14 protein-coding genes are annotated in these 17,820 nt (G+C 48.6%); 1 reads left to right on the plus strand and 13 read right to left on the minus strand.

All coding sequences use genetic code 11. From position 1 onward, the window contains the following. Positions 1–612: 612 nt before the first annotated feature. Positions 613–840 (minus strand): hypothetical protein, encoded by a 228-nt coding sequence (locus F1593_RS24670; RefSeq protein ID WP_149404220.1) that lies wholly within the window; start codon positions 838–840, stop codon positions 613–615. A gap of 237 nt (positions 841–1,077) precedes the next feature. Then, entirely contained in the window at positions 1,078–2,862 is a 1,785-nt protein-coding gene (locus tag F1593_RS24675) for a protelomerase family protein (protein ID WP_149404221.1), read from the minus strand. Positions 2,863–3,157: 295 nt separating this feature from the next. On the opposite strand from F1593_RS24675, the gene F1593_RS24680 reads away from it, so the two are divergent. Then, complete coding sequence (locus F1593_RS24680) at positions 3,158–3,394, plus strand: hypothetical protein (RefSeq protein ID WP_149404222.1); 237 nt, start codon at positions 3,158–3,160, stop codon at positions 3,392–3,394. Between the two features lie 218 nt (positions 3,395–3,612). Here the strand turns inward: F1593_RS24680 and F1593_RS24685 are convergent, their stop codons facing one another. From F1593_RS24685 to F1593_RS24735, 11 genes are all read right to left on the minus strand, one after another. Then, the gene (locus F1593_RS24685) at positions 3,613–4,482 is read right to left on the minus strand and encodes a 3'-5' exonuclease (RefSeq protein ID WP_149404223.1); all 870 of its coding nucleotides are present in this window, start codon (positions 4,480–4,482) and stop codon (positions 3,613–3,615) included. A 173-nt stretch (positions 4,483–4,655) separates the two neighbouring features. Then, the gene (locus tag F1593_RS24690) at positions 4,656–6,614 is read right to left on the minus strand and encodes an ATP-binding protein (RefSeq protein WP_149404224.1); all 1,959 of its coding nucleotides are present in this window, start codon (positions 6,612–6,614) and stop codon (positions 4,656–4,658) included. A gap of 27 nt (positions 6,615–6,641) precedes the next feature. Next, positions 6,642–7,907: a hypothetical protein gene (locus F1593_RS24695; RefSeq protein WP_149404225.1), complete on the minus strand. Its 1,266-nt coding sequence runs from the start codon at positions 7,905–7,907 to the stop codon at positions 6,642–6,644. A 94-nt stretch (positions 7,908–8,001) separates the two neighbouring features. Continuing rightward, on the minus strand, positions 8,002–8,778 hold the full coding sequence (locus F1593_RS24700; RefSeq protein ID WP_149404226.1) for a hypothetical protein: 777 nt from the start codon (positions 8,776–8,778) through the stop codon (positions 8,002–8,004). Positions 8,779–8,780: 2 nt separating this feature from the next. After that, on the minus strand, positions 8,781–9,191 hold the full coding sequence (locus F1593_RS24705; RefSeq protein WP_149404227.1) for a hypothetical protein: 411 nt from the start codon (positions 9,189–9,191) through the stop codon (positions 8,781–8,783). Then, complete coding sequence (locus F1593_RS24710; protein ID WP_172632424.1) at positions 9,188–9,811, minus strand: RNA polymerase sigma factor; 624 nt, start codon at positions 9,809–9,811, stop codon at positions 9,188–9,190. Before F1593_RS24710 ends, F1593_RS24705 begins: the two co-directional genes overlap by 4 nt. 42 nt (positions 9,812–9,853) lie before the next feature. Beyond that, a complete protein-coding gene (locus F1593_RS24715; RefSeq protein ID WP_172632425.1) occupies positions 9,854–11,281 on the minus strand; it encodes a DNA methyltransferase in 1,428 nt (475 codons plus the stop codon). Positions 11,282–11,698: 417 nt separating this feature from the next. After that, the gene (locus tag F1593_RS24720; RefSeq protein ID WP_149404230.1) at positions 11,699–12,469 is read right to left on the minus strand and encodes a protelomerase family protein; all 771 of its coding nucleotides are present in this window, start codon (positions 12,467–12,469) and stop codon (positions 11,699–11,701) included. Between the two features lie 3 nt (positions 12,470–12,472). After that, complete coding sequence (locus F1593_RS24725; protein ID WP_172632426.1) at positions 12,473–13,381, minus strand: AAA family ATPase; 909 nt, start codon at positions 13,379–13,381, stop codon at positions 12,473–12,475. Next, complete coding sequence (locus F1593_RS24730) at positions 13,374–14,897, minus strand: TnsB C-terminal domain-containing protein (protein ID WP_172632427.1); 1,524 nt, start codon at positions 14,895–14,897, stop codon at positions 13,374–13,376. The genes F1593_RS24725 and F1593_RS24730 overlap by 8 nt, the downstream gene beginning before the upstream one ends. A gap of 836 nt (positions 14,898–15,733) precedes the next feature. After that, the gene (locus F1593_RS24735) at positions 15,734–17,566 is read right to left on the minus strand and encodes a protelomerase family protein (RefSeq protein ID WP_172632428.1); all 1,833 of its coding nucleotides are present in this window, start codon (positions 17,564–17,566) and stop codon (positions 15,734–15,736) included. Positions 17,567–17,820 lie beyond the last annotated feature (254 nt).

A 17,820-nucleotide genomic window follows, 5' to 3' on the forward strand; every position in this document is an offset into this window, starting at 1 on the left:
CTGAAAGTAATAACATGTGTTGTGTCTTATTGACGGTAACATCAGTACAGTTACTCTTGCGTGTATGTTGTAGTAATGCGGTATTATTACTACAACTGGCAGGAACAATGGTGATATTACTACCAGTGAAGGCCAAAACAAGGGTAAATGACATACTATCCCCTCTTATTTGAGGGTAATCCAGCTGCAAGACCATGTTTTTATCTCTATCCCCTGCCTAGTAAGGGGTAACTTGTTTATTGTTACTGCTTACTACTATATAACATCATGATGTTACTGCCTACTATGGGGTAACATTGAACGTTACTGTTACTACAACTTACTTACAATTGATGTTACTGCTTAGGATACCAGAGAATCAGACCACCTGTCAATGGATCGCCAAACCCAATCATGACCACTACAAAAAAGCGGCGAGTGCATTTCATTTCGCATGGAAAGAACCACGCAATGATTGGTTAGCGAGATCGTTGGTTGCTGAAAAAGTGGAAACCCTGAGATCAAGAAGACATTGAGGATCAATCATGATGCCCGCGATCTATGGTGAACGACGAAACACCATCAGTACAAAAGCATTCGACCTGGCCGCTATCATTGCGGCCAGGTCTTTTTTTATCGTACGAGGTATCCGAAAAGAAGAATAACCAACGTGATCATCATGCCAAGGCAGAAAGAGATGTGCCATGGCACACGGCCTTGTTTTCGCGCTTCCCCAGGATGGAGCACGCTGGTCAGAGAAAGGGTTGAGGCACGCAATACAAGCGGAGTAACCTGTGGTGTGGCGAAGATCGGTCGATGTCTGATAGTGCTGTGAGGCATTCTTGTTTCTGATGACAACATGCTGCTTCTCCTTTGTCTTCGTGCTTAGTATTTCTTGCGACGAAGGAAAGTGTAGCCGATGGCTGCAGTTGGGGCTACCCTTTTATCCACAGATAAACCGTGCGTTTCGTGGATACCGTGTGGAGAACACCTCTCTGCTGTGGATAAGAGCATCATAGGCTTGGCACACTGATGTGTATGAAACAGCCAGAGGCGACGATTTCCTTGACGGCTTCACACGCATCAGTGTGGAGACATTCAGCTTTCTTCAGCAGGCTGGCCCCAGGGAAAGTCGGTCGGATCTTCTGGCACCACAATCATGCTCTGGATCGTCTCCGCTTTGCGATTGGCCGACACCGTAATCTCCAATTCCCGATGATGCGCCTCGATCTCCTCCTGATGCACATCCTGGTACGCTTTAATCGAGTCCTTGCGGCCCCCCACCAGTTTCTGGATGGACAGCGTGGTAATATACCAACGTTCGAGGGGGCGATGCTCCCTATTCCATTGCATGATCGCATACACCGCACGACGAAACCGTTCATAGGAGGCTTCCAGTTGTTTGATATCAGCTAATTGCGACGTCCGCAATGTCGCATAACGCGTCGTATCATGACGCCTCGCCTGGCTACTCAACTGCCGTGCGTCCCGTTCCGCTGCCGCCAGCAGATACGAGAGCAGATCTGATACGCCTGTGAGCGCCATCCCTTGCCGCACAAGTGCACGTGTCTCCTCCGGTATCTCCAGCGTCTCCAATGAGAACTCCGGTTGCACAGACGGCTGCTGCGATGTACCTCCGGCAAGCAGGGCCACCAGCATCCGCCGAATCAGTTCATCATCCTTGACCTCGTGTTTCACCTGTTTGGCGACCTCCGCCCGGACATCATCCACCCATGCCTTTGTCTCGACCGTCGGTTTCATCGTCGAGTACCCGGTCTTATTATCCTTCGCCGTCTTCCGACGCGTTCCACGCTTGCCCTTTGTGACTGGTGGCTCTTCTGCCACTGGCATATCCTTCTTAAAGAAGTCCAACACCGTCACCCCAGGTTGCCCGAGCCTGATCCCATGCCGACCATCCAGCTTGCCATCGCGGTCCGCAATCTTATAATCATCATAGTTGGCATGACTGCCATAGTTCAATCGGACCTGCTCCACCTCGTCCTCTGGTGTCCCTGGTGCGACATCCGGACTCAGCACAAACCGATGCCCATGAATATAGGCTTTATAGTTCACCTCCGAGACCGTATCAGGGGCGTACCATAACACCGCCAGCGATGCGTAATAACTACGCAAATTATGAACACTCAAATGGTGATGATCGCGCTCTGGGATCAGGCTCCCATACACCCGCTCTACCGTCTCATTGACCGCTTTTCCGTACTTTTGGCTCACCTGCTCCACTTCCAGCGCGGTGCAATCCACCAGTCGCCGCAGCTTTGCCATTGCCTCCACCACCAAGTACCCACGCACCAACGTCGGCAATTCATAGCGATCAGGCATGCGCGTTCGCCCCTTCACCTGACCCTCAAACCACACTGTATACGGCTCTTTCACTGCAAACGTCCCCATTTTCAAGATCTCAGCTAACCGTCTCCCCGTACATATCGCAATGCCCACCACCAACTCCGACCACTCATCCGAGAGTACCAATGCGAGGGCACGATTGACAATCGCCTCAGGATCGCGCACCAGTTGCGACTGGTTCAAGCGCTCCTGCGTCGTCGCCCGATTGCGATCATTCATCTGCACCCACTCACCTTCCGAGAGGTTGCACACTTTGAGCCCGATATGTTCCCGCTCATGGGTCCGCCCATTCAACCAACTATTCTCTTCGGTCAGCGGCAATTCCCGGATCAAGTTGCGCACCTGTGTGATCGGCTTGCGCAACGAATCTCCCTGTAATCCTCGCGTCGTCTTCCACCACTCCAACTCTCGTTCCCACATCGCATGCACCTCCGCCTCCTGCGCCAGCGTTGCCGTTCGCAAAACCGGCTCCAACTCTAGATTCCACCTGTCTCTCACCCAACCTAGGACACTCGCCATGATCGCCCCTCCTTGCGCCACTCTCTTTCTTTTTCTACAAGGGAATATACTATGTTACCATGTTCCTGTCAAGCAAATACGAAAAATGTATTCACTACAGAGAGCCGAAAATGAGGTCCCTCGTCGTGATAAGACCTCATTTTCGATTGCAATTCATTGTGTTACATTGCAAGGTATATTCAGGAATGCCAATCTGGCTATAGATCTTGTGATTTAAAAACAACCATGCTATATATTGCATGTAATGAATAGTCTTGGTAAAAAGTATTCAGATTTAGAGAAGGAACAATATATTATGGAGACCAACGACAAATCAAAGGTAGCATTACAACATTTCTATACAATGGAAACATGTCCAACTTGTAGTAAACAATACTCAATTTATAAAGTAGACAAATCCCCTGTGCCATGGCGGCAGGAAACAGGCAAATTAATTTTGCCATGTGGACATAACACAACAGCAAAATATAGTGATGATGAAGCTACTTGGTATGCCCTAAGTGAATTAACAGTTAATGTGATCTTTAGATAACTCACTGAGGATAAGATGATGAAGATCCAGCGTTAATCACTCACCTAATGTTGTACCCTTTTTCATCCTGCTAGCCAATGGTACGCCATCACACTTGGAGTCTCCCCTGCCAAGTTTGCCGGCAAACCATTTGGTTAAGCACATGTAAGAAATGTAATCACGCTCGTTGTGCGTCCCTCCGCCACATGTAAAAAACAGTCTCACCTTCCTAAAAAATCTCACTCAAAAGATCCAAATGTATCTTCATAGGTCTTCACCAGTTGTTTGAACAGAGCGTACGCAGCGTATGCATCCGCTTGTGCTCGGTGTCGTTGGGGAAGTGGCACACCCATCTCTTGACACGCAATATCCAAGCGACATACCGCAGAACGTTTTGTTTCAGGTTGACATCGGCGAACTTTGGCATAACTGTACATTAAACAGGCCACATTAAAGTACGGAAACTCCAAATCATAGCAAAGAGCAGTCTGAGCAAGCAACCGAATATCAAAACAAACATTGTATCCAAGTATAGTCGCATCGCCAAGAGCAGCACACAATTGCTGATGAATGTCAGGATAACGAGGGGCGTGCTTCACATGAGACCGTGTCAATCCATGAATACTGGTAGCGATCGGTTCTATCTCTGTTGCTGGATTTACCAGCGATGAGAAAAGCACCTCACCCTGGGCGGAGATCACCGCTACGTCGATGACTTCCGAAAAGAGACGTGATCCCGTTGTTTCCGTATCAAGAATCACCCAATTCTTGGTTTTACCCATCTCACCAAGCCAGTGAACAACCTCTTGTTGATGGCTCCATCGACGATAGGACGCCGTCAATAAATCAATCTTGCCCCGCCCATGTCGTACTTTTGGGGTGTGAATCTGAGTGTCAGCTTCAGTCTTTTTATTTCTCTTTCTGAAAAAATCCTGAGTGGCTCCCTTTTTTCTTGTAATAAAGTTTTCCGATCCCTCTTCGTACTGGTTCACACTGTAATCATGACGTATGGTCATACCGTCTACCTTAGGAGTACCGAACAAGCTCTCACTATTGGAGAAACGATTCCCTTGATATTTTTCAGATCCCTCTAGTCCCAAATTACGCATATTTACTCCTTCACGAAGCAACGCATATTCACTAGATGCCCCACTAACTGGTGCAGTCGTTAAATGCGCAGTAAATTTTAAATGACTTGCATCGGCTCTAGAAGGCAAACGATTGCTTGAAAGATCCGATGCAAACTTAGCGACTGCACCACTAACTACTCTTCTCGAAAAATCTATAGCATATAATTGCGCTGAGAAGCAGCCGGACGGAAACGAACAACAATAGGATGGGGATATTGGCTAGACACAACAATTGCACGACCAATCCCTAAACTTGGTACATCATCCCAGATGCCTTCATTTACCGTGCCTGCGGCTAATTTGAGCACGCGTAAATTCTCCGTACCAGTCGTCTGATGAATAATTTTATTATTCGCCAGTTCAAACAATTCTGATGGAAGATGCTGTGGTGACTGGGTTACGAAATGTAGAATCAACCAACGTTTCCGCCCACGACGTGCAATTCGTTGTAACTGGCTTAATGTTTGGCCCATTTTATCTTTATTTTCCCGGGAAACAAATCCATGCGCTTCTTCAAGTGTAATAATAATCTTCCGCTCTTTATTAGTTTTTTCACTCAATTCCATCTTATAGCGATACATACGAGCTAACAAATCAGCAATAATAATATTCTTCACTTGCCGATCATCACAATCTGACATATCAAGTACGCTTAACTGGCCTGGAGAACTCAACATTTCCATTTTGAGTTCCTCAGCATTTGTTCGATCAAAAAGTCGAGTTAAATGCAACTCACGCAATTTCTTTAATAAGCCACGATAGGAACTGAGATCGGGATAATCTTCAATCAATGGCTTGAGTTGATATTGACGACAGTAAAAATCAAGCTCTGAAGCAGGCAATGGCTCTTCGATGGGAGTCGGCTCGTCTTTTGGCTTTTTTGTAGTCTTCCTTCCTCGATCTTGATCTCCATGAATCCGCTTATACTCATAATGTGAAATCTCTTGCCGCAACATGCTCAACAGTAATTCAAGCGTAATTCCTGGATAGCCACGCGATAAATCAGCTTCGTCTTCGCCAAAGATAGATTCAGTTAGTCTCGCCTGTTTGCGTAATAAGGCAATGGCTTGTTCGTAGAGAAAGGTAAATCTCCGTGCTTGATTATCAATCATATCTGTAATTTCAACAATCAATTCTGGGCTCAAAGAATCAAAGGGTACAGAAAACTCTATTGCACCCTCGCGCTTTGAACTACAACGTGGGGGGCGATAGACCTTCATCTGTTTAACACCACAAGGCTTTCGCTCATACAGATCCAAGGTTGCTTCAATTCCCTCTTGAGCAACAGGCTGATCCATTAGGGTATATTCTCCCTCGGGATCAACCACCACTTGCGCGTATCCAGCATTTAGAGTCTCTTCAATAAGCACTTGATTCGTATTCGATTTTCCACTACCCACAGTTCCAACAATAAGCATATTTCGCGGTAAAACGTTTTTATTATCACCATCAATATTCACAAACACATCTTCATAGGTATCTAATCTTCCCAGCAATATATTTCCATTCAAATTCAACATATCTACCATCATCGAACTCCCATACGGGAATACAGGAGATGCAGGATGAGGGCGACGCGTCGCTGGAACAAGCAAACCATTGATTTCTTCACCAAGAATTTCTATTTGCATACGCCCATGATATTCTGGCAAAGACAAAACTTTCCCTTGTCCTTGATTTAAAATGATAAATTGAACCGGTGTCGAGTCACGCTTAAGCACGTCTGGATCAAAAAATGGTCCTTCAACGATTCTCCCACTGTAGTTCCGGGAATCCATATGGCTATCTATTTTCACATACAACCCACGATCAATACTGGCTAAATCATCCCGGTGAATCAAAGCCTCGATGACATTATTTTTCGCCGTCGAGACATCAAAATGTACAAATGCAATTGGTTCAGGTCCGGATAACGCTTGTGGGTATATCTCGTCACTTCCAGGCATTGCTTCATACACAGCCAAATGATGTTCAATATCGGCAGTGCGAGGCCCAACAAATTCCCTCTTCATGCTCATAATCACATCTTCATCAAGCAGAGGGCTCTCATCAGAGTAAGGACCTTGCTCCTCTACCTGGCGCTCATGATCCTGGGAATCCCATGACAACATGCTTTTTTCCTTTCGGTCTCTTTCCACTTAGTCGCGACTCGATCTTTCAGACTGATACATCACGCTTCCACCTGAAGCACGAGCAAATTCAGCATTTAATCTAGTTGTATACTCACTAGCCTTGAAAGAACCAGAACAATATTGATCAGCTAAATCCACCAATAAAGGAAAACCTCTCGGCCCAGTATTGGCGGCATCCGCCAGTAACATATGGACGGCTTCATCGAGACGATCTTTATTGCAAAAAAAGATATACGGGCGACTCATCCGATGCGCCCGCAACACTCCTCTAACCACACGAGAACCATACTTACCCATAAAATCTTTAAAGATATCGATTTGGCCTCGATTGCCATATTCAGGAATAGGTCTGTTTGTGTAATGAGCTTTCAAACTCTTGGAGTCATCCCCATCTTCATAGAGAAAATTCATCAGCACATCGGTTCCCGTATCCACGACAATATACTCTCCAGCATCAAGCGCAAGGCCCAGATCTAAGAGGTCAGTATCGGTACTGTTAGAAATGATCGTCGCATAGGCACCATCATCTATCAGCTTTCCAATGATATCCAGACACGTTGTCATGACCCGGCCTCGACCTGCACCCGTAAGCATTTCATGTGGGAAAATGGGACCTTGGATCAGCTTGAATGCATCAGGAGGGGTATCCAGCAAAACTTCTCTTTCTTTATACGTCATCAAAGCATACAAGAATAAATTGGAGGGGCCATTTTTGTGCATTCTCTTGCGACTACGAATCGCCTGACTAATTGCTGTCGCCGTCACCTGGCGCGGAATTTCCTGCCCCCAATGCATCATATTTGATACAATCTGACCCGTACCTCCACGATAACTCACTTTGGAAATGGCAATTTGCGCCCCAACCAAACTGAGTGTTGTATACTTGGCTAATGTCCCATCGGCAGCATACACACGACCGGTATAAAGCATTTTATGCTGCAACTCCGCAATTAGTTTTGGATGGGCTTTCTTCCAACATTGAATCGTTCCCTGACGTTCCATCTCCGGCAGCCAGGTTTCACGCAATTCCTTACGGAGACGCTCATCTGAAGCCACCACACTCGACACAATAGTGCGAGTCTGAGTAGGCATAAACTGGTAATATTCTCCTGGGGGACGCCAATTATCGGATGCAATTACTTGCTCAAAATCCATCGCACGATCGAACGTATCATCAACAACAGTATCGTCTGTTTCTTCTTCCATATTATTCATAGTCTCGCCTTTTTCCTCCCCTCCGAAATCCGCATCAAATACTTCTCGATATGCCATCATATTCCTTCATGCGGTTCTATTCTCGTTATACGGCGTTCATCATGATTCTTCTCATGATAAATAGGGATCCGTACTTTTTAGTAGTTCAAAATCAAAGGAGTGGGCCAAAAAGGCGACTGACCAAATCATGCCGAGGAAAAAAGGTTTGCTGAAGTACATCAACGTACTCTTCGGCCACCCAGTAGGGTAAACCATAGTGCTTTTGAAGAAGGGAGCAAAAATTTTGAGGGCCATGTTGGCGAAAATGGGGGGCAATTATCTGCCAAGGAGAAAGAAGCTCACGAGCAATAAGGTCTGCCAGCCATTCTCGGCGACCTGTCTCCGATAGCTCGTTACGACCTCGTTCCATAATATGATGGGGGCGCTCAGGAAGTCCTTTAAGGAGTCCTTGCACTTCTAACCATTCATCATGGCACTGCCACGAAAAAAACTTTTTAATAGCGAGAGGATGCATTGAAAAAGAGTGTAACCAATGTTGCTGCACAATCATTACATCGGCAACAAAATGACCAATTTCATGAGCTATAACATAGTTAGCTAAATCGGATGGTATATTACTATCGAAAAGAATCAGATTCGATGGGGGACCTATATGCAAAAGACCATATAAGCGGCGATCCTGTACCAACGACTCTCCTTCTGGTACCTTTTTCCCTTCAAGAGCACAGAAAAACTTTTGTGCGTTTCGCACACTGAGATTTGGCTGGGATATGATAGGAATATCCAACCCAAACGCAGCCAACGTCGCTATATCGCGAGGAAAACACTTCAATAATTCTTCGCCTTCTGGCTCTTGGCTGATGATACCTTCTATCATATGGGCTAACCATATAGGATGAGCCAAATACTCAGGAACCTCGTCACCCATAGTTATTCTTTCAACGTCTCATCATTTTCTGATATCGGAGCATCAAACGCCGCCTCGTAGACAAATCGGTTATCACTCTCTGATGGAGCCATCGCTAAATTTCTTGCTAGGGTAAGCATTTGCACAAAGCGGAACACTTGCTTCACTTGACAAGCAGTCGCAATCCTTCGAGCATCTGATTGAAAACGATCCACTCGAGGTAATGGGATACTTTGCAATTTCTCAAAATCCCTTCTGCTCACCTCGATTTCCTCTCGCTGATGTTCCTCTGTTTGCCCTTGACGTAAACGTAATATGGACAACAACCATCCAACTGATCCAGGCTGTTGAGCCGCATACTGATACCAGGCATGAAGACTATCCTCATCAGTTGGATAGTCGTCGTTTCCCTTTCCATTCTTCAGAACGGTCATAGTAGATCCTCCATCGTATACTCCAGAGATCTCCTGATAAAAGACAATTTTCGGAGTAAGCGTGCTTTTGCATTCTTGGCATCACTTTCAGCATCCCTAATGGGACCATAACGTGCAAGCACAGGAGCAATGTCAGAAGTCCTTGTCAATCCCTGCTTCATCAGTTGTAACAACTCCTGTTCTACTGGATTAAGATGCTCTTCCACTTGCTGAAAAAAATCTGATCGCGCAAGACGGGTATCCTTATCTGCAAGCTCTGTATCGTTATACGGCAATGCAAGCATCTTTTCGTATGCATCTAAACCAGATTCCTCATGCTGTTCAATCTTCTGTTGTTGTACATACAAATCCGTAAGCCGAAGCTTCAACAATCGAATCACATATGTCGTAAACACTACCTGTGAAGCATCATAACGTTTATTGTTTCGACAGATTTCGGTCAGAACTTGGTGCACTACATCTTGCACATCGTCCCGTGAAAGCTGCGGATAGCTTTTCCACGCCCAACGAAGTAAAGATGCGAGCACCAACTCGACCACCTCATTAATTGCTAAAGGATCACCTTCCTGAAACCCTTCAAGTTGCTCTGGAGATGGCTGTGGAAATTGACTTTCATTCATACTTATTCCTCCATCATAGGTCCATGCACATCTTCGCATCGATCACGAACAATGAGACCGTTTACAGAAGACAAGAATATCCTCCTCAGGATACGCCTGGCTATCACTTTGGGCGTTCGAAGAAAATCTGCCAGTCGCCATATCACGAGTACTTACGAGAATCCGGGCTGGAATCTTCCGAACAATCCTTTGCTCTAGATCAAATCCCAATTCCCTTGCCATCTCTCCTATCGCAGATGATGTGGGAATCATCACCCCCCGCCGATACGTATTGCCAATAATAAGAACCATTTTCTTTCCAGTAACCAACACCCGATTGGCCTCACGAAGCGCCGCATACATATCATGGAAGTAATTGGTCAGGTGCTCGGCCTCACGCACAATCGCCGAAGCCCTTACACCTTTAACCTTTGTAAGCAGTTGCTCCAGTGCAATATGGGCGCTTGGTGGAAGTGGTAACGCAAGTTGTTCCTCCGACTTTTTTCGCCGCGTCCCACCTCGCGATCCAATATAATAACTAGCCAATCCTGGCGCCTGAGAAAAAATGTGGTAACGGTTTAACCACAAATATGTGAGTTGGTGCAACTCACTATATTCATAGCAAGTCGCATAGGGAGGACTCGTAACGAGGAAATCCAGCATCTCTGCTTCAAGAGGAAGGTGCCGAGCATCAGCCAACTCGAGGCCGTACCTTTCAAAGATCCAAGCAGGATCAAAATTCATCCGTTCCAAATCTTTCCAGTAAAGAGTATTTCGCTTCACCATATCACGGGTTTGTTTCTGAAATTCTTCGACTGGATCAGCTAAGTATTTCCCCAGGTCTTTCTGCGGTTTGGTGCTTCCACTTAACCAAATCGAGGTACGCTTTAATATATTAGAAAAACTGCAGAGGTAAAAGGTTTGGTACGCTGCCTCTGTACAGCTCATAATCTCAAATAAAATAGCTTCTAATACTTCTCGATATGCTTGAGGAAACCAATAGGTGAAACGCTCTTCATCCGTCGCATGTGCAATATTGATACCTTGAATCTCTTCAATCTCACGCTCAGTCAGCGCCCGTCGTCCAATACGCCTCACTGTTTTCAACCGCACACTCAAACATTCCCAATCTTGGCATAATGCCTCTGGAGACAATGGCTGACATTTTGCCCTACTGATGAGAAGAGCCACTGGATTAATATCCGAACCCCAAAAACGCCGGCCACTACGTAATGCTTCCACACCAGTCGTTGCCGATCCTACAAATGTATCACCTACCAAATCACCAGGATCCGAATATCGCTCAATAATTTGTCTCACCAGCTGCGGAATAAACTTGGCAGGGTAACGATGATAGCCATGAGGACCCCAGACAGTTTCATGACGCTTTAATGATGCAAAAGACCAATCCACAACCCCACCAGAATCGCCGCACCATCCAGCGCCAGAAACAGTACGTTCAGATAAATCCTGATCCGCTCCTATAATCATCGGATGTCCCTTCCCAGCAGAACCTGCTGCCACTACCATGCATAACCTTCTATAGATGCAGATACGTCTGACTAGATTCTGCTTGTAATGATAAATAGCTCCATAGTTTCTCTCCCCAGAGTGTAACATAAAAAGACACCCCAAAACAAGGAAAAACTCTTTTTATTACCAAAAAATCATACATACAATTTTCTCCTGCATCTCATTCCTCATTTGTCTTGTTTTGAGATATCAAATCATCCACAGAATAACTTACACGGCTCACATTCATCTATACTTCTTTCCATTTTCCTCCTGTTTTACGAAACCCAATAAGTAGCATGTCGCAAACACGTCACGGTTGCACACTTCTCTATTGAAACCATCGCAGAGCGTAGCTCAAGTCACCGACCCTGCCTCCGAAATGGCTTTCTTGGCCTATGCCTGCTCATTGAGCGTTTTGCTTCTGAAACGCTCAAGGGGCTCAACTCCTTCCCTCTCAAGCTTGAGCCCCTTCCCACCAGCAATATTGCCCGCTCCATCACTAATAGCATACGTATAGCACGATCTCCGACACTCCTCACACCACTGCCCATAAATACGGCTATCTCTCTCAGACCAATCAAAACCTTGTACCAGATCCATAAACCACTCATGAACCACACGCATAGGGCAATAATATCTGGATGCAATGAGCGCATAAATGCGGCGCAATAGCGGCGTATATCCATCCCCATGGGGATCCACCGCCAACAAATCGGCAAAATGCTCACGAGCGACCGCACTTACCTGCGGTCGATAGGTTCGACAGATCTGCTCGGCATTGAGATGTGTGCACACAAGCGCGATTCTCACGCGTTGCCACGCCAGAATTACTTCTTCTGCTTCAACTAACGTCGGTAGTTCAAACGGCCCTACCACCTCATCGATCCGTTCCAAATGCGCCGTAAACAGCAGGGTATAGCGCTTTTTCGGAAAGAGCACTCCTGTCTTGAGAATTTCTGGCACACACCTGCCGGTCACAAGCGTCAAGCCAACCACCTCCTCCTCCCATCGCTCACTTGAGAGCAGCTCTCGGGCTTTTTCCACCAAAGCATCCGGCTGCTCAATCAAACGCTGATGGCACCATAGGGGCCATCGCTCAAAAGGGAGAGATAACCATGGCGGCCTCTCCTCCTCCAGATCGTCTAGATCATCCCACTCGTCCATACTCTATCCCTCTCGTCCAAAGACAAGGCTGGAACGCGCCGCCTCGACCACAGCTTTCGTCACTTTCGAAAGATGATTAATCCGCAAAATCCTCTCTACCTGCGTCAATAACCGATGTATCAGCCGAAAGTTGCCGCCCGTCATGCGAATGATTGCCGCCAACGCCTCCTCATCCAGCGCCTCTGTCGCTGGCAAATCTTCCTCTCCAGGATTATCCACCAGATAGACCTGCTGCTGCAAAATCTCCCGCAATTCCTCTGCAGAGAGCGCACAAAACTCATGCACAAATCCCACGCGAGAAAAGAACTGTGGATAACGGGCCAGGCGTTTCTCAATGCCTGGCATCCCAATCAGCATCAAGCCCATCTGACTGCGATCATACAAGTCGCGGAGTACTTCCAATCCCATCGGCTTGACCCGATCCGATTCATCAATCACCAACAGATCCCAGTTCAGCTCTGTTACCCGGTAACCTCCTCTGGGCACCCCTTGCGTCTGCATCAGTGGAGGTGTCAATGACGACAACCGCCCCATCTGCACGTGCAAATGCAACACCTCTTGCTCTAACCGTTTCGGGCTCATGAGGGTACCAGGCGTATAAAAGGCAATCTTGCCATCCCCTTTCCCCTCCTCGCCTTCCTTGATGCTCTCTCCCGCCAACTGCCGCTCCATCTGATCCCACTGCGTAAAGCGCCGAGCCGAGCGCGTTTTCCCAACTCCCGCTTCTCCATAACAGACCCCAATAAAGCGGTGTTGCCGACAAGTTTGGCAGCCCTCGACGAACCGCTGATATTGCCTGGTTTCTACAAAAGTCGACAACAAAGGCTCCTGTCCTCTCGTCTTCTCACGCTGGATAGTTCTCTCTTGTTCACTCGCATTCGTCCCCTGGATAGTCTCATCTTGTTCACTCATGTTCATACCTCTTTAATTCATTCACCTCTAGTGTCTCTTCTCCAGAATCAAAAACATCTGATTCTCGATCCCACTCGTTCTCAAACCCCGCCAGTTCAGCAGGCCGTTTGACGCCAAAGCGCTTCACCACGGCTTTGCGCTCACGCAGTTGCCCACGTTCCCACGCCCGGCGCTCTTTGCGGGCCGCGACAATCTCCGCTCGACTCACGGCGCTGTCTGACAATTCCGGACAAATCGCTCGACACAGAAAGCGTCGCTGAAAATACACCCGAATCTCTGCCATATCTGCGGGATCATAGCGGATCACCACGTGCTCTCCCACATAGGCAGCCAGCGTCGAATGCATATACCGATACCCCTCAAACGCGATGCCGTCCTGCTGCACCCGGCGTTCTTTGGACACCGTTAGCAGCAGCAGATCTAACTGCTCCGGCGACTCGGGCACCAGTGGCACAAACCCCTGTTCCTCCCAACGAGCCAGAGGGGTTCCTCTCAGTTCGCGATGGGGACGCTGGTGATACTGCTCCAACAACCACGTGCGAAAGCCATAGTCAAATTCCGCCAGACTCAACCGCGCAGCTTTGGCTCTCGCCTCATCAAGCTCGTCCGGCTTTGCTCCTCGCTCTTTGGGGGCATACCCTGGTAGCCGCTCCAGCAAGAGCTGCTCCACGGTTTGAAAAAAACGCTCGATTTTTCCGCGTCCACGTGGATTGCCGCGTTCGGAAAACTGCACTTGCATGTGCAATTCGGCTGCACTTTGCTCGAGATGCGCACTCGTAAAATCGCTCCCATGATCGGTATAGAATTTCGCCGGAATCCCATGCACCGGCCAGCGTGCATCCTCCTTGCGCAAGATCGCCTGCCGCAGGGTCAGCGCTGTGTGCAAGGCTGTCGGCGCTATCCACGTGAGCCGATAGCCTACGACCACCCGACTGTAATCATCGAGAATGACGGTGAGCCAGGGTCTGGCCGCATGGCCTTGCTCGTTTACCAGCCAGATCGGCAGCTTATAGTGGTCCGCTTGCCAGACCTCGTTGGGACGGCTGGCCTCACGTCGGTAGAGCAAATCATACGTTTCGCGATGCGCCACGCGTCCCTCATGCGCCAGTGTGAGAAGCGCAGGCGAAACCCCGCGCACGATCTGGCAGACGCGCCGGTAACCGGGCAGTGGCCAGCCGTGCTGACGTGACGCTTCACAGACGAGGCGATGAATCGTCGCCATCGAACGCCGTGGCGGCTGGAGCGCCAGCCCCTCAATGAGCAAACGTTGCTCCTGCGGCATCGCACGTCGTGTCCCTTTGTCCGAGCGCTGCAGCCTCCCTAAGCCGCGCAAGCCATATGCCTGGTAGCGCGCCACCCAGCGTTGCAGGGTTTTGACGGGCACACCGGAGCACCTTGCCAGATCCACTTGTGAACAGTCCCCTTCCAGGTACGCCCGAATAATCTCATAGCGGGTCAGCGCCTCCTTACGCACCTGCTCGCTCATCTCTGTTAACAACTCCGGAATATCCCCCACCGTTCGCTTCCTCCTTCCTGGTAGCACGTGAACATCCCACCTGTCTGGCCTGCGAGAGCACCATCGCTTAGGCACAGGCGACTGCGGGCGCGAGCTGTGCACACGTCTCTTCGCAACGCACCTCATCAGTTCTTCTGCAGCAAGTATAGCCAGCCTTTGCAAACAAGCAAAAAAAAAGAACGCCACAGCCCATCGGCTGTGCCATCCTCTCTGCCCGTCTTCTCAGCTCATTTCACCAGAAGGTTCGTGGGCCCACCCTCTCGCCCTCAACACCTCGGCCCTCCCTGCCACTTCTGGATCCAGTTGCACCTTTGGCTGAGGACTCTTTGACCACGCTTTTTGAGGTCATCGCCCCCTGACCACCATACCACCTGCCAGCAAACTCAGGACCGTTGCCTAGCATCCTCACCTCACTCCATCAACTTCACCCCTCCTTCCACATCACATAACCACCTCAGTTACCGCTGGCATCCCTGCCCTCATTGATCTCTGCTGCTCACATTAATTCATAATATTACGTGATGGGGATAGATATCCGGTTGACTGGACAAGTTGTCGCAGGAACATTACTGAACATCAAGGCATATGTGTAGTAGTGTGCGTGCGCAATAAGGATAATGTGTAGCTATGTGCTGGAGAATAGTGCCGGATAAAGCCTTATTTATCTAGATAATGTCCTTGATGTACCCCATTATACTGAACATCAAGGTACATGTGTAGTAATAGAATGGCCTAATCATTGCACATCATGGTTATTGTGTATTCATCTTCGCTATATTTCTACACTTCATATTTAATGTATAAACCAAAAGGTTGCAACAGGATTATAGTAAACATTAATCTTGAAGTGTAGTCGTAGCGGGAAGGGAGGATGGCTCTTGATCGGGAAGATCAGGGATCTGAATCATGTCACCAACCGGCACCAATTTACTGCGGTTATATCTGGGCTCAATGCCAAGGTGTTGGTGATGGGTATCAATGTCTTGCTGATGCTCTTGCAGGTAGGCATTGATGATGGGAAATCGCGTCTTAATCAACCCATTGATCACAGCCGCATTGATATACCATCGATCAACCGGCTGAGCACGGTGATTATGCTTCTGGATGGCCAGAATCGCCCGCCGAATGCGCTCATCAGCCGCAGCGGAAGCTCGCACATCTTTCAATTGTGAGTAGGGCATCTGAGAGAAATCTTTCTTCCGGAAGTGATCCTGACGTTTCTGCGCTCCGGCCTTCAAGTTATCTTGCTTGCTGACACCCTCCTGCACATACTTCAACGGATTGTCATGGCCAGCATCATGGATCATCTGAAAGAGCGCATCGACCTCAGCCAGTGATATCCCCCAGCGTTCTTTGAACTGCGCATCAAGCCTGCCCTGTTCTCTCTGGGGTTCAAGCAATGCCTGGAGCGTCTGAAGAAAGCTCTCGGCCCCGAGTTGCTCAGTGGCAGGTTGCAGGAGCTGCACTCCCTGGCGATAGAGAATCGACTCATCTAATAACTGGGAAAGCAGCCCGTTCTGATCCTTAAAGAACCCCCTCTCGCGTTCTTCTTGCACAAAGCGTGCGCGCGTCTGTGGGGTACAACGCACAATCGAATGCCCTTTCGTGGGCATCGTTGGTTGGTCATCGGCACGTTTCTTTGCCATCGGTTTCTCCTTCCTTGGCTCTTTGGGTCGAAAGATCTCCAGGATCTCGACACCCGGCTCACCTAAACGAATGCCCTGGCGGCGATCCACCTGTCCATGACCATCCCCAATCACATAATCATAGTAGTGTAAGGTACTCTGATAGTTGCGTTGCACATCCTCCTCCTCCCCAGCAGACCAGTAATGCCCATAGATCGTTGCCATATACGTGATATCGGGGACATGCGATGGAGCAAAATAAAAGACACACAAGCGGCCGTAAATACACCGATTCAAATGCGTGGTCACAAATTCTTTCGACGAGCGCAGCGGAATCAACCCACGCAACCGTTCATTGGCCAGCGCACGCACCACCGATCCATAGCGATTATTGACCTCGTCAAGCTCCAAGGTGGAGCAATCAACCAATGCACGCAAGCGACGCCACGCGGACAGCACCAGATCGGCCTCGACCAGCGTTGGAATTTCGTACGGCTTCATCAGCAGATCGCGCTTTTTGAGTTGCCCCTCAAAGAGAATGGTTGAGGGCGTTTTGGGATACAGCTTCGCCGTCTTCAGAATCTCGGTACTTCTCCTGCCCGTCGCAATCGCCAGCCCCAGCGCAAGCTCATACCACGGTTCACCGTGTAACAGCGCCTCTGCCTGCTGCACCAGCACATCTGGCTGCTCCAGCAGTTGCTGCTCCTCCAATCGCCGTTGAAAGCGCTCCTGGGTATCCCCCATCACACGGATCCACTCCTCCTCCGTAAAATTCATATACTGCAGCGCCAGATGTTCATACTGTTGCGTCTGCGGATTGAGCCAGCGATTGGCCGCCGTCACCTCCAGGCGTTCGCGAATGGCATTGCGCGTATCGGTCATGGGGTTGCGTAAGGTCGATTCTTTCGTGATCGAGGGGCGCGCACGCCAGGCAGCAATCTCTTGCGCACAGATCCGCGCCATCTCCTCTTCCTGTCCGTGCCCCAAGGGAGCTAACAGTCCCAACAGGAGATCAATCCGCTCCGCCAGCCAACGCGTCGTCATACGTCCCATTCCTTTCATCTCAACATCCAATGGTATCCTCTCTCTAAGAGTATACTTCATCCATAATGTCTATGTCAATACTACACAATAAAGTCATTGCATACAACATTAAGTGACTATAAGAATAATCGGGGTGTGTCTCATTGTTTTGCAGAACCCAGAGACGAGGGGGAGGATCGGATGACGTTGCGTCCCCAACGCTTTTGTGCTTCTGTTCGCCCCTTGAGCCCCTTTTGAGCGGGAACAGGATCGGG

The sequence above is a fragment of the Dictyobacter arantiisoli genome (assembly GCF_008326305.1).
Taxonomy (GTDB): Bacteria; Chloroflexota; Ktedonobacteria; order Ktedonobacterales; family Ktedonobacteraceae; genus Dictyobacter; species Dictyobacter arantiisoli.